Below are 14,037 nucleotides of genomic sequence, written 5' to 3' on the forward strand. Positions count from 1 at the left end.
CCTCCGCTCGTCAGTCGGTGAAGGTGATGCGGACCGAGATCGGATCGCTCTGCAGTGCGCGGAACCCGGCGGCATTGAGCGACGCCAGGATCGGGTTGGGCGAGAACGTCCGGATGCGGGCCGAGACATCGTCGTCACGTCGGAAGTGCGCCTCACCGCTCCTCCAGGTCGACCCCTGCATGATCCGCACCCTCGGATCCGATGCGATGTTGCGCCCCCAGCCCGAACGCTCTCCGTGCTGACTGATGACCCACGCGCCGGTGGCGTCGAACGACGCGGCGACGGGAACCCGCCTGCGCAGACCCGTCGTACGGCCGGTGGTCTCCAGTTCAGTGGCCAGGTCTGTCCGGACCCCGAGTTTCCGCAACGCCAGGACGGCGGGGTTCGCGACGTACCGGCCGATCAGACGCTCACGTCGGAACTTGCGCAGTGCCGCACTGCGATCGGCCTTCGTGTGATCAGCGGTGGCGGGATCAGCCTTCGTGGGATCAGCCGCTGCCGACACCGCCCGCTTGCTCCGAAACGCGTCGACGCCGTTGCGTTTGATCGTGGTGACCGCCGTCTTGCGTAGCGGCCGTTGCGGATCCGGGTCGCGATCGGCACCCATGGCGTGCAGCTGATCGGTGTGCCACTGCAGATCGAGAGCACCCTCGATCGACTTCACGCTCGGCGATGTGCGCAGTCGTGCCGGCAGACGGAGCGACAGGTCGGCGGAATCGAGCACCGGTGTGCGCCCCGAGATGACGTCGTCGGCGGCGTCGGGGACCACCGCGGTCGGTCGCCCGAGGCCGACGACATCGCAGTCGTTCGAGGCGATGGCCTCCGACATCGCTGTCTCGCTGCGGAATCCGCCGGTGACGGCGATCGGTGTCGACGGCGCGGCCGCGCGCACGGTGGCCGCGTACTCCAGGAAGTACGCCTCGCGCGCACGGGTGCTCGCCGACGCGGTGGTGGGTTTGCCCATCATCGCCGGCGATTCGTAACTGCCGCCGCTGATCTCGATGAGATCGATCGATTCACGCGAGAGCATCTCGACGACGGCGCGCGACTCGTCCTCGGTGAAACCGCCGCGCTGGAAGTCTGCGGAATTCAGTTTCACGCCGACCGCGAAACCCGGCGCGACGGCCGCTCTCACCGCGCGGACCACCTCGATGAGGAAGCGGGCGCGATCGTCGATGTCGCCGCCCCAGACGTCGGTGCGCAGGTTCGACAGCGGGGAGAGGAACTGGGAGACGAGGTATCCGTGCGCGGCGTGGATCTGCACCCCGTCGAAACCGGAGGCCTCGGCGACCGTGGCCGCCGTGGCGAATCGCGCCACGATGTCGCGGATCTCGGCGTCGGTGAGTTCCCGCGGTGCGGGGATCCCGGGGATCGTGACCCCGACCGCCGACGGCGCGACAGTACGGCCGTCGGTGGTGATCGGATTGCCCTGCCGTCCCGGGTGATTGAGCTGCATCCAGATCGGTGAGCCGCCGTCCTTGGCGGTCTTCGCCCAGCGGGTCAGTGCGTCGGCGTCGCGGTCGTCTTCGATCACGACGTTGCCGGGCTCACCGAGGAAGCGGCGATCGACCATCACGTTGCCGGTCACGAGGAGTCCGTAGCCGCCGGCGCCCCAGCGTGCGTAGAGCCGTTCGAGCCGCACGTCGGGGGAGTGGTCGTCGGTGCCGAGGCCCTCGCTGAGCGCCGATTTCATGATCCGGTTCGGCAACACCTGCCCGCAGGGCAGGGTCAATGGGCTCGAGAGCGACACGGTGCTGGATGTCATGGCGACGACGGTAGTACACCGATCGGTATATAGCAATGACGGTTGTCGAACCCGTCAGTAGGCGTCACCGGTGCGCCAGGCCATCTCCTGCAGGGTGAGCGAGTTGCCGTCGGGGTCGGCGAAGCCCGCGTAGCGCACGCCGCCGCCCACGTCGACGATCTCGCCGATGTCGACGCCGCGACCGGCGAGTTCGTTACGCGCAGCCTCGATGTCGTTAACCACCAGGTGTAGTGCTTTGACCGTTCCGGGCGCCATCTCGTCGTAGGCCGGGATTCCCTCACCCATCCCGATCGAGCACGCCGAGCCCGGGGGAGTCACCTGCACCACGCGGACGCCGGGTGCCGGCGACACGTCGACGTCGGGGTTGCACCCGAGGGTCTCGACGTAGAAGGTCTTCGCCCGGTCCACGTCGGACACCGGGACGACCACGAGTTCGAGCTTCATCTGCATCGCGTGATCATCGCAGGTGCATCAGACGATGCGCAGGCCCTCGGGTAGTCGTTCCTCGTCGCGCCAGAACGCGTCGTCGGCGAAGCGCGCGAACAGATCCGGCGGCAGCAGGGTCTCGCGGGTGGACGGCCGCACGGTCCGGCCGACCGTGTGCAGTCCGGGAGTGCCGGCACGACGGTCGAACTCGGTGACGTCGTAGTCGATGCCGTCGAAGTGGTGCTCGAACGGCTCCTCGTCGATGAAGTCGTAGATCGCCCGCAGGGTCGCTGCGGGATTGGTGGTCAGCGATTCATAGCGGACGAGTATCAGACGGTCGCGCTGTGCGCCGAAACATGCCTGCTTCAAGGCGTCGAACGGACCGCCGACCATGCCGTCCTGTGCAGCCACGGCGTTGGCGCGGGTGTAGACCGTCCCGCCTGCGCTGTAGTCGAAGATCGACGACGGGCTGAACACGTTGCGTTGCACCAGCCTTTCGATGCTGTCGATCACCCAAGGGAGGTCGCGGACGCAGGCGATGACCTTCGCGTCGGGGAACAGGTGCGCGATCGCAGGCATCGACGCGCACCAGGCCCGGTTGGTGTCGAACACGACCTCGGCGTCGGTGTCGGCGTAGAAGCTGTCGAACAGGCCACGCAGCACCCGTTCGCGCCGCGCGTCGTCGATGAACACCGAGTACTCGTTGCGGGCGCTCATCTGACCGAGCAGCGCACCGAACAGACCCGCCAGGGGACCGGACATACCGGCCTCGAACCGGGGGTTCTGACGCAGCAACGCCGACAGCAGGGTGGAGCCGGACCGCGGCAGGCCGGAGATGAAGTGCGTGGCCTGCCGCGTCGAGGTCGACCTGGGGAGGTCGGCGGTCACCTCCGGGAGAACCCGACGGCACCGTTGGCGCCGTCGGGTCCCGGCGGTGTCCCCCCGCCACCCGAGCCGCCGAACCCGAGCTCACCGGTCTCGCCGACCGAGCCCTTCACCCCGGCGGGCCCGTCCTTGGCGCGATCGGGATCGAGCGCGAAGACGTGGCCGTGTCCGCCGAGGCCTGCTGCGCCGCCGTTGCCACTGCTCGACCCGTTGCCGCCCTTGCCGCCGGCTCCGCCCGGGCCGAACTCGGAGGCCCCGCCGACCCCGCCGAATCCACCCTGCCCACCGGCCCCGCCGGTTCCGCCGTCACCACCCTCACCGCCGGTGCCCGACGACGTGCCGAAGGCACCGCCATACCCGCCGGTTCCGCCGTTGCCACCGTTGCCCGCGGCGCCGCCGAAGTTGCCGTTGCCACCGGCGCCGCCCGCACCCGCGGGGCCGACGACCGCGGAACCGCCGGTGCCACCCGTGCCGCCCTGACCGCCTGCGCCACCGACGCCACCGTCGCCGCCCTGGCCGGTCCCGAAACCCGCCGAACTGTAGTGCGGTGCGCCGTTACCCGCGTTGCCGCCGCGTCCGCCGGTACCGGCCAATCCGCCGATCCCGCCCGCACCGCCGAAGCCGGTACCGAGAGCTGCGCCGCCGGTGCCGCCGGCGCCACCCTTCGATCCCGCGCCACCCGCGCCGCCGTCGGCACCTGACCCTGAGAACTCGCTGCTGCGTCCCCCGGTCTCGCCGGCGCCACCGACGCCGCCTGAGGCACCGGACCCGCCGGCGCCTCCCGCTCCGCCGGTCCCGGCGCCCATGGTCATGCCACCGGCACCGCCTTGTCCGGCCGATCCGCCTGCGCCACCGGCGCCGCCCTTGCCGCCGTAACCGCCGTTGGTGTCGTAGACCCCGAAGTCGGCGCCGCCGACCCCTCCGATGCCACCGGCCGCACCCGCACCGGCTGCGCCGCCGAGGCCGCCGGCTCCGCCTTCGCCCGAACCGAGTGCCGCTCCGCCGACACCGCCGGTTCCCCCGGAACCTCCGCGCCCGCCGGCGCCACCGACGCCGGCGTTTCCTGCCTTGGGATTGGAGCCGATCGGGTTGCCTTCGGGCAGCGGCTGCGAGCCGTTCTGTCCGCCTGCGCCGCCGTTGCCGCCGAGTCCGCCGGCGCCGCCTGCCCCGGCGTTGCCGCCCTGGCCGCCGTCGCCCGATCCCTGGGCCGCGCCGCCGGCGCCGCCTGCGCCACCCGCTCCGCCCTGCGTGCCGGTTGCGGCTGCACCGCCCTGCTGGCCGCTCTGGAAAGGGCCTCCCGACTTGCCGTTGCCGCCCCAACCGCCGTTGCCGCCCGCCGCGCCGATGCCCCCGGCGCCGCCGGCCCCGCCGTTGCCGGAGATCGACCCGCCGAGACCACCCGCGCCGCCGGCCCCGCCGTTGCCGCCGACGGCACCGGTCGTCCCGTTCCCGCCCGTGCCACTCGCCGCGCTCTGGCCGTTGGCGCCGATCCGGCCGTTGCCACCGTTTCCGCCGGCGCCACCGTTGCCGACCGCGCCGCCGTTGCCACCCTGACCGCCGTCGAAACCGTCCCTGCCGACGGCGCCGTTGGTCCCGTTGGCCCCGCCGAGCAGAGCGGTGCCACCGTTGCCGCCGCGACCGCCGTTGCCGCCGCTCGTCACCGCCGCACCGGTGCTCCCGGTCGCGCCGGTCGAACCACCGGCGATGCCGCCGGCCGCGCCGCCGACGCCGCCGACTCCCGCAGTGCCGGGGTTGCCACCGTTGCCGCCGTTTCCGGCGGCGTGATCGAAGAAGTAGCTCGCACCGTCGCCGCCGTCGCCCGGTGTGCCGGCGTCGCCGCCGGATCCACCCGCGCCGCCGTTGCCGTCGGTGCCCGCGGAACCCGTTCCGCCGGTGGCGACACCGCCTGCGGCTCCACCTGCGCCACCCGCGCCGCCGGCACCACCGTTGCCACCGTTCTGGCCGGTGCCGCCGTTCCCGGACACGATCGCCCCGTCCAGCCCGGTCGCTCCCGCGCCTCCGTTGCCGCCCCGTCCGCCGACACCGCCGCGACCACCGTCGCCGCCGTCACCCGAGATCGACCCGCCGAGCCCACCGGCCCCGCCCGCGCCGCCCGCGACACCCGCGGTGCCGTTGCCCGCGAGGCGGACCAGGAGCTGACCGGCCGTGCCGTCGGTTCCCGCGGTGCCGCCGCCACCGTTGCCGCCCGCACCGCCGTTGCCCCGGTTGCCACCGTTGCCGCCGCGTCCACCGTTGCCGGGTGTCGCACCCGGCGCGAGCGGGGAGAAGCCGTCGCCGCCGGTGCCGCCGTTGCCGCCGCCGGTGACGGGCGTTCCTGCCACACCGTCGGTTCCCGCCATCGTGGCCGCGTGACGTCCGCCCCCGGCGCCGCCACGGGCAGCGGCTCCGGCCGTACCGGTGTTCCCACCGTTGCCACCCGATCCGCCGTTCGGTGTCGTGCTGTTGCCCACCGCGCCGTTTCCACCCGAACCGGCGGACCCCGCGTCGCCACCGGTTCCGGCGTTGCCGCCGCGGCCATCTGCACCGGCGACCCCGAGGATCGAGCCGCCGCCCGCGCCGCCGACGCCACCTGCGCCGGCCGCGCCGCCGTCACCACCGTTGCCGCCGTCCTGGCCGTTCCCACCCGCTGTCGTCGCAAACGCGCCGTCGACACCGTTGCCCCCGCGCCCGCCGTCGGCACCGGCACCGCCCGCGCCACCGGCGCCGCCGCCACCGAACAGGAGTCCGCCGTTGCCGCCGGCACCACCTGCCCCGCCTGCGCCGCCCGCGGTGCCGCTGGTGCCCGAGGTACCGGTGGCGGAACCGTTGGTGCCGCTCGATCCTCGCGTTCCGGCCGCACCCGCGCCGCCGATACCACCGGTTCCGAGCAGCAATCCGGCGTTGCCGCCCCTGCCACCGGCACCGCTGTTGATGCCGGCCTCACCGGCGCCACCGGCGCCGCCGTTGCCGATGAACCCGACGCCTCCGCCGTTCCCGCCGCGGAATCCGTTGCCGCCGATACCGAACAGCAGTCCACCGTTTCCGCCGGTGCACGAGGTGCTGGCGGTGCACGTGGCGTCGGTGAAGCTGTACCCGGTGCCGATCAGAAGGCCGGCGTTCGGACGAGCGGCCGTCCCGTTGCTGATGAACAGCGAGACGATGTATCCGACGAGTGCGCCCGGATCGCCTGGTGCCATAGCTGTTTCGGGTTCAGCGAGTGCGGGCGCGACGAGTGCGGGACCGATGCCATAGGTGTAGATCGACCGTGACAGGCCGGGTCCCGCGGGCGCCGAGAACGCCACCGACGGCTGGCTGGCTGACAGCAACGCCGCCGGTGCCCTGGTCGCGCTCGCGGGAGGTGCGGTCGACGTCGCCGGTGTGACCGGGCGCGTCGTGCTCGGCGGGGTCGGTTCGGCGACCACCGGCGGGGCGGGGGTCGCTCCCGCGCCGGGCACGGTCCCGGTCAGCGGCGTGGAGGCATGTGTGCCGGCCTCGCCGTCACCACCGCCGGTGGAGGGCGTCGATGCGCCCGAGTCCACGGGGACGGTGGGAGTGATGGCCGGCGTCGACGGCGTGGCCGACTGTCCGGTCGGCGGCGGGGTGGTCGAATCCGACGGGGACCCCTGCGTCGGCGACATCGGCCCGGGGGTCTCGGCGGTGGTGGTCGAGGTGCCGCTGTTCGAGGTGTCGGTGTTCGAGGTGTTGGGGGTCGCGGTGCCGGTGGACGGCGCCACCTTCTCCGACGCCGCGCCACCGGTCGACGGCGACGTGGTCGCCCCGCCGTCTGCGGGTGCGGTCTCGGCCGCAGCGATACCGGCGCCCACCATGAGAGCGGCACCCAGCCCGACGGTGACGGCTCCGGCGCTCACCCAACTCGCCGCCGGGATCACCCGGTGATCCGCGCGGGTGCGCAACTGCGTGTTCTGACGATTCTTGCGGTGCTTGCCGGCCACGGGACTCCCTGGAGAATGCACGCTCACCCGGCGGGACGAGCTGCACCGCAGGTCCGAGTCGCGCGTAACTGCGTGAACGTAACCGACCCTCTGCGGCACACCGGTCGATCTCCGATGGCATGGGGATATTGCAGTAGTCAGGGCCGTCGAATGCAGTAGTGGACACGTGTCGTGCCGTATTCGACGTCCTGGCACATCCGGTGCGGCGGTGTCCTCACCCAGGCGAAAGAGTTGCTGGCACCATGCATTCCGGCCGTGTGCGACACGGCCGATCGGGGGCCTATTCGCTCTCGACCAGAGCGCGTAACCCTGCGCGGCCGGTGACCCCGGCCTTCCGTGCCGCGCGGTAGATGTGGCTTTCCACGGTGCGGATGGACAGAGACATCGACTCTGCGATCTGCCGATTCGACATGTCGCGCGCGACGAGTCCGACGATCTGTCGTTCGGTGCGGCTCAGTGGGGGTCTGGCGCCTGTGGCGATGGTCGACAGGGCCGGACTGATCGCGCCGCCGCATTCGACGGCGAGTCGTCGCGCTCGCGCCGACGCGCTGTCGCCGTCGGCGTCTCGCCCCCGGCGTCGATGCGAGGCCGACGCGTGCGCCGCGGCGTCGGCGGCGGCCAGTCGGTCGCCCATCGTCTCGAGGTCGTCGGATGCCGCGAGCAGACCGGTGGCGTCGTCGTCGGCGAGCGCGCCGGCGTAACGGGCGGCCGCGAGGGCACGCGGCGTGCCGATGCTGGTGGCGAGCTCGTCGAGGCGTTCGACGACCGTCACGTCGTCGAACTGGACAGAGATCTGCAGGCAACAGATCTCGCGGACCGGTTGGTTCAGGGCGCGTGCGGTGGCAGCCGCCTCCGCCGCCGCGGCGCGGGCATCGTCGAGGCGGAGGGTCACCGCGGCGATCCAGGCCTCCGCCATCAACTCCGACGAGTCGTAGTACTGATACGCGGGATGCCGCAGTTCACGCGCGGTGTCGAGGGCGCGCGCAGCGCCCTCGACGTCTCCGGTCCGCGCGAGCGCCTGAGCCCGCAGCAGGTGGAATCGAGCGAAGCTGTGGACGGTGAGAAAACCGCGTTCGGCCCAGTCGGTGGCAACGAACCGGGCCGGGAGATGTCGGAGCGCTGCGGTCAGATCACCCGCGGCGTAGTGGGCCATCCCGAGGATCTGTTCGGCGACAGGGCGCATCGCCGCCGCGCGGCTGTACCGGCTGCGGTGGAACCGGGTGGCCACCTCGACGGCATCGAGTACCCGGCCCGACATCGCGAGTCCGGAGGCGTAGATCTCGGTGACCGGACCCCGCAGGTGTGCGCCCTGCTCCGATGCCGCGATGGCGTGTGACGCGCGTGCCGCCGCCGAGACGACGCGGTCGGTCTGTCCGAACTCGCTGTGCGCCATGCACTCGGTCAGGCCCACCATCGCGCCGCCGAACGAATCGAGTGCACCGGTGTCGACGTCGGTGAGGATGTCGAGCGCGGCGTCGGCGCGCCCGGCCAGTGCGTACTGGACAGCCCGGAACACCAGCAGCTGTTGGCGCCGTTCGCCGGTCTCGACGCGCAGGGCGTCGTCGACGATCCGCGTGGCCTCCTGCGGTGCCCGCAGGGTCCACAGTGAATTGGAGGCGCGCATCACCACGTCGTTGATGAAGCCCGACCCGACGTCGCCCACCGCGGGGGCGTGCGCGAGGACGGCGTCGGCGGATTCGCCCTCGCTCATCATGAACAGCGACAACGCCCGTGAGACGTAGGCCCCGTCGCCGCTGCCCGCCTCGGCGGCCGCGGCGAACAGTCGGTCGGCGATGTCGAAGTCCAGCATCGAGTTCGCCGCGGTGGCGGCCGCGAGCAGGAGTTCTCGGTCCGGGGCGAGGTCGGAGTCGATCCACAACAGTCCACGCTTCACCAGCGTTGCGGCACTGCGGCTCTCACCCATCGAGGTGGCGACCTGGCCTCGAAGTCGTCGCAGCTTCGCCGATCCGCACCGTTCGCGGCGGATCTCGGCGAGCAGCGGGTGTCCCACGAACACGAGGCCGTCGGCCATCCGGATCAGCCCGCGTTGCTCGGCCTCTTCGAGCGCCGACTGTTCGGTGAGTGCTGTGACGCAGCGTGATTCGACGGGCTCGGAGACGGCCACGAGATCGACGATGTCGCGAACCGTCTCGTCCAGGGCCCCGATGTGGGTGTCGACGAGCTCTGCCAACGACCCGCGCACCTCGATGCGACCCTCCCAACGGAGCATGCCGTCGGCGACACGGAGGTTCCCGGCATCGGCCTCCTGGTCGGCGAGCTGCCGCACGTAGAGCATGTTGCCCTGCGCCAGCTCGGCGAACCGTTGCCCGCAGTGCCGGTCCGGTGGCGCGCCGAAGGCGGACTCCAGCGCTGCGTCGACGGCCTCCGACGACAGGACGTCCACCTCGCGCCGAACCACCCGCCGTTCCTTCCAGAGCGCGGTGATCGCCGCCGGAGCACGTTCGCCGGAGCGCACCGTCACCAACACGGTGACCCCACAGTTGACGAGGTGCTCCACCACCAGTGCCGACAGATCGTCGAGCAGGTGTGCGTCATCGACGACGAGCAGGAGCCGGTGGGCTGCGACGGTGGCGATCACGGCTTCAGCGACCCGCCGCACAAGCGCCGCGGGGGTGGTCGCGCGGTCGTCGGTCCATCGCGCGAACGCACCCAGTGGCACGCCGTGACTCGTGCTGGTCGCCGAGACGGTGCGTACGCTCCATCCGTCGGTGCCGGCGCGTCGGGCGACCTCCCGGGCGAGGCAGGATTTCCCGACCCCGGCAGCGCCGAACAACACGATCCCTCGGACGTCTACCCGCTCGAGTACCTCACGGACCGCGGAGATCTCGCTCTCGCGTCCGACCACGGCCCAGTCTTGTGCCATGACCCCTCGTCGACTGTCGCCGTCGCCGATCGGCGACGGCTTCGTTTCCTCGACAGTAGATGAGCTGTCGTTGATCCCGCGGCGCACGTGGCAAATGCACCAGGCGTTGGGGGAGATGTGGCGATGTTGTGCCCCCAGTCGGACTCGAACCGACACTGGGCGGATTTTAAGTCCGCTGCCTCTGCCAATTGGGCTATAGGGGCCGTTGCTGTGGGTAACCACCTGTTTTCTGACACACAGCATCTCATCGACGCGCAGCGGGAATCGCGACAGGTCGGACAGTTGCTTGTGAACTACACCGAACGCCCCGAAACGGTCGACGGCCCGGGGGCTGCTGTGTCAGGGTTGGGTCGTTCGTGAGCGGTCGGCCGCGGGGTTCCGACACATCTTGACTTCGATCGTCGAGAGCGACACCATTCACCCCACCACTCGTACATACGAACAGTTGGAACGCTGACATCTGATGACGCGCATCGACATGGCCACCGACCTCGACTGCTCCGCCGAGCAGGCGTGGAAGCTGCTGACCGATCCGAACCAGAAGAACACGTGGTCGCCGGTGCTGACCACCGTGGAGGACCCCGGCGGCGACGATCGGATGGACCGGCCCGGTGCGATGCGCGAGGTCAATCTCGGCACCCCGGTGTGGAACACGGTGCACGAGGTCGTCACCGTGGCCGACGAGCCGCATCGCTTCGACTACGTCGTCTACAAGAGCCCCGCCCTGCTGCGTAATTACCACTGCCGCATCGACATCGACCCCACGGACGACGGGTGCGCCGTCCGCTACACCGTCGACGTCGACTTCGTCTCGAAGTTCGGGGCCCTCGTGGAACCGGGCGTCCGACGCGGACTCGAACGATCCCTCGCCGGCCTGTCGGCCCAGTCGAAGTTGCTTCCGGCGACATCCGATCGAGGCCGCCCCTCCTCGCGACGACGCCCGCGCCGCTCGACGGCGATGCTGCTGCGCCCCGAGGCCGGGCGGCAACTCGAGCATCAGCGACACCTCGCGGGCGAACTCGCCGCCGAGGGCGATCCCAAGTACTGGTTCGCCCGGATGGTCGAGCTGACCACCGAGGAGTTCCTGCGGCTCATCGACACCGATGCGTTCGCCGAACCGGAGTGGGCGCTGCGCCTGCTGGCGGCGATCCACCGTCGGCATGTGTCGGTGCTGCACAGCTATCGCACCAACGGTCCGGTGCCGCCGCGGTGGCGCGAGGCGTGGGGTGCGTGCGACGAGATCGGGGACGGGCGCAGGTTCCGACACATGGCGGCCGGGGTGGTCTCTGCCGCCCAGGCCCACATGCACGAGGACATGCACCGCGCGTTGGCCGAGGTGTACGACGCCCACTACCGGGATACCCGTCACTACAAGGAGTTCCGGCCCGATTACCTGCGGATGGCGCCGATGTACGGCGCTGCGCTCGACCGTCTCGTCGCCGACGTCCCCGCCCCGTTGATGCCGCGACTGTTCCGACTGACCCGCACGGTGGCGCCGGAACTGCGCGACGCCCTGCTTCGGCGGTTCTACTACGACATCGAGCGCGACCGGATGCTGGCCTTCGAACGGGGCTACCACCTCACGCGCGACGGCGTCGCCCGCCGCTGACTCGCGCCCGGCGGCGCTCTCAGCCTCGGCTGCTACGTTGACGAATCCGCACCACGGACCCACATCTCTTCGCCGGAGGCCATCAGCGTGCTCGCCCGTTCGACCCGTCGGGTGACGGCCGCACCCCGTGTCGTGCTCGCGATAGCGGTCGTCTTCGTCGCCATCTGCGGCGTGCTGGGTGTCGGCGTCGCATCGCACCTGTCGGCGGGCGGGTACAGCGATCCGGCCTCGGAGTCGGCCCGTGCAGATCAGATTCTGGAACAGGCGTTCGGTCGCGGCGGACTCCAGGTGATCATCGCCCTGCGGATGCCCGCCGACGGCGACATCGGCTCGGACGCCACGGCCACCAACCTCGCCGGTGACATCACGAAATCCCTCTCCGCCGATTCCTTTGTGCAGCAACCGATCGTGTCGCTGTGGCAGAACCCGGACTTCGGTGCCTCGTTGCGCAGTACCGACGGCCGCACCGGACTGATCGTCTTCTCGGTGCTGGGCGGCGAACGCGACGGTGCGCGCCACGCCCAGGAGATCGCCGACCGTTTCCGCGACACCTCCGGCATCACCGTCACCGTGGGCGGTGAGGCGCTGGCCTACCGGCAGGTCAACGACCAGACCTCCCGCGACCTCGCCATCGCCGAGGCGATCGCCATCCCCATCAGCTTCGCGCTGCTGGTTCTCGTGTTCGGCGGGCTGGTCGCGGCGGCCATCCCCATCGCGATCGGCATCGTGTCGATCATCGGGACGGCCGCCATCCTGCGGGTGCTGACGTCGTTCACCGACGTGTCGGTGTTCGCGCTCAACATGGCCACGGCTCTGGGTCTCGCGCTCGCGATCGACTACACGCTGCTGATCATCACCCGCTACCGCGAGGAGATCGGCAACGGGTTCGACCGCCCGCAAGCCCTGCTGCGCACCATGATGACCGCCGGTCGCACGGTGATCTTCTCCGCGATCACCGTGGCGCTGGCGCTGTCGGCCATGGCGATCTTCCCCATGTACTTCCTGCGCTCGTTCGCCTACGCCGGTCTCGGGGTGATCCCGCTCGCCGCGATCGCCGCCCTCGTCCTCACCCCGGCCATCCTCACGATGCTCGGCGACCGTGTCGACGCCGGCGACGTCCGCCGCCCCTTGAGACGGTTGCTCCGGCGGCCCCCGCCGACACCGGGTACCCCCGAGACGTCGATCTTCTACCGCACCACGCACTTCGTGTTCGGTCGCGCGGTCGCGACCGGACTGATCATCACCGCGCTCCTGCTGCTCCTCGGCGCGCCGTTCCTCGGCATCAAGCTCGGCTTCCCCGACGAACGCGTGCTGCCGTCGTCGGCATCGACCTATCAGGTGGGCCAACAGCTGCGCACGGCGTTCCAGACCAACGCCTCGTCCACGGTCACCGCCGTGCTGCCGCGGGTGGGAACCGATGCCGCGGCGAACGCGTCGATCGAGACCTACGCGGCGCGACTGTCACAGGTCGCCGACGTCGAGTCGGTGACCACCGCGGCCGCGACCTATGTCGACAACCGCAAGGACGGTTCCGGCGACCCGGGGGCGAGCGGATCGGCCGGCCAGTTCCTCACCGTCTCCACCGCGCTCGACCCGTTCTCCTCGGCGGGCACCCGACAACTCGATGCGTTGCGCGCGGTGCCGCGACCCGCCGACACCCCCGTGCTGTTCACCGGTCTCGCGCAGCAGAACGTCGACAACGTCGCCGCGATCGTCGATCGACTGCCGCTGGTGCTGGGTGTCATCGCGATCACGACGGTGCTGCTGCTGTTCATGCTCACCGGCTCGATCCTGCTGCCGCTGAAGGCCCTGGTGCTCAACGTGCTCTCGCTGAGCGCGACCTTCGGTGCGATGGTGTGGATCTTCCAGGACGGCCACCTCGGCGGCCTCGGGACGACGGTCACCGGAACCCTCGCGGCGACGATGCCGGTGGTGATGTTCTGCATCGCCTTCGGGCTGTCGATGGACTACGAGGTGTTCCTGCTGTCGCGGATCAGGGAGGAGTGGTTGCGCACCGGCCGCGCCACCCGGGCCGACAGTGAGACCGCCGTCGCATACGGGCTCGCTCGCACCGGCCGGGTCGTCACGGCCGCCGCGGTGCTGATGGCGATCGTGTTCGCGGGCATCGTGGCCTCGCAGGTGTCGTTCATGCGCATGTTCGGCCTCGGACTGATGATCGCCGTCCTCGTCGACGCGACTCTGGTCCGCATGCTGCTGCTGCCGGCGATCATGAAGCTCGCCGGTCGGGCCAACTGGTGGGCACCGGCACCGCTACGTCGCCTGCACGACCGGTTCGGTCTCGCCGAACCCGGGCTCCCCGCGCCGCCGCGTCCGACGGGGGACCCCGGGGAAGCGACATCCCGTCGCGGCGGCGTCACCCGGTCCGCGGCCCGCCCGCCCGCCGCCCGGGGCGCGCGGACCCCGACGTCCACATCTCGGATCCGCGCGGCACGGCCCACGGCGTCCCGGGTTTCTGCGACAAAGGTCAAGAGGAAGTAAAGTCGATCCGGAACTC

At 71.1% G+C, this 14,037-nt stretch carries 7 protein-coding genes and 1 tRNA gene; 2 read left to right on the plus strand and 6 right to left on the minus strand.

The window, feature by feature from the left end; genetic code table 11:
• Positions 1–10: 10 nt before the first annotated feature.
• The 6 genes from ACLBW1_RS06275 to ACLBW1_RS06300 all read right to left on the minus strand — a co-directional run bounded on the left by ACLBW1_RS06275 (position 11) and on the right by ACLBW1_RS06300 (position 10,116).
• Complete coding sequence (locus tag ACLBW1_RS06275) at positions 11–1,765, minus strand: nitroreductase/quinone reductase family protein (RefSeq protein ID WP_447810753.1); 1,755 nt, start codon at positions 1,763–1,765, stop codon at positions 11–13.
• A gap of 54 nt (positions 1,766–1,819) precedes the next feature.
• On the minus strand, positions 1,820–2,215 hold the full coding sequence (locus ACLBW1_RS06280; RefSeq protein ID WP_447810754.1) for a VOC family protein: 396 nt from the start codon (positions 2,213–2,215) through the stop codon (positions 1,820–1,822).
• A gap of 21 nt (positions 2,216–2,236) precedes the next feature.
• On the minus strand, positions 2,237–3,079 hold the full coding sequence (locus tag ACLBW1_RS06285; RefSeq protein ID WP_447810755.1) for a sulfotransferase family protein: 843 nt from the start codon (positions 3,077–3,079) through the stop codon (positions 2,237–2,239).
• Positions 3,076–7,029, minus strand: a complete 3,954-nt coding sequence (locus ACLBW1_RS06290; RefSeq protein WP_447810756.1) for a hypothetical protein — start codon at positions 7,027–7,029, stop codon at positions 3,076–3,078. Before ACLBW1_RS06290 ends, ACLBW1_RS06285 begins: the two co-directional genes overlap by 4 nt.
• 280 nt (positions 7,030–7,309) lie before the next feature.
• Positions 7,310–9,913, minus strand: coding sequence for a LuxR C-terminal-related transcriptional regulator (locus ACLBW1_RS06295; RefSeq protein ID WP_447810757.1), 2,604 nt, complete (start codon positions 9,911–9,913; stop codon positions 7,310–7,312).
• A 129-nt stretch (positions 9,914–10,042) separates the two neighbouring features.
• Positions 10,043–10,116, minus strand: a tRNA-Leu gene (locus tag ACLBW1_RS06300).
• Between the two features lie 260 nt (positions 10,117–10,376).
• On the opposite strand from ACLBW1_RS06300, the gene ACLBW1_RS06305 reads away from it, so the two are divergent.
• Both ACLBW1_RS06305 and ACLBW1_RS06310 read left to right on the plus strand, forming a co-directional pair.
• The gene (locus tag ACLBW1_RS06305; RefSeq protein WP_447810759.1) at positions 10,377–11,522 is read left to right on the plus strand and encodes a DUF5995 family protein; all 1,146 of its coding nucleotides are present in this window, start codon (positions 10,377–10,379) and stop codon (positions 11,520–11,522) included.
• An 87-nt stretch (positions 11,523–11,609) separates the two neighbouring features.
• Entirely contained in the window at positions 11,610–14,021 is a 2,412-nt protein-coding gene (locus ACLBW1_RS06310; RefSeq protein ID WP_447810761.1) for an MMPL family transporter, read from the plus strand.
• The last annotated feature ends 16 nt before the right edge of the window (positions 14,022–14,037 follow it).

The organism is Williamsia sp. M5A3_1d (assembly GCF_053345315.1).

Excerpts from the sequence above, each read along its gene's own strand:
- ACLBW1_RS06280 (WP_447810754.1), bottom strand. The coding sequence starts at position 2,215 with ATGCAGATGAAGCTCGAACTCGTGGTCGTCCCGGTGTCCGACGTGGAC.
- ACLBW1_RS06305 (WP_447810759.1), top strand. The coding sequence starts at position 10,377 with ATGACGCGCATCGACATGGCCACCGACCTCGACTGCTCCGCCGAGCAG.
- ACLBW1_RS06295 (WP_447810757.1), bottom strand. The coding sequence starts at position 9,913 with ATGGCACAAGACTGGGCCGTGGTCGGACGCGAGAGCGAGATCTCCGCG.
- ACLBW1_RS06275 (WP_447810753.1), bottom strand. The coding sequence starts at position 1,765 with ATGACATCCAGCACCGTGTCGCTCTCGAGCCCATTGACCCTGCCCTGC.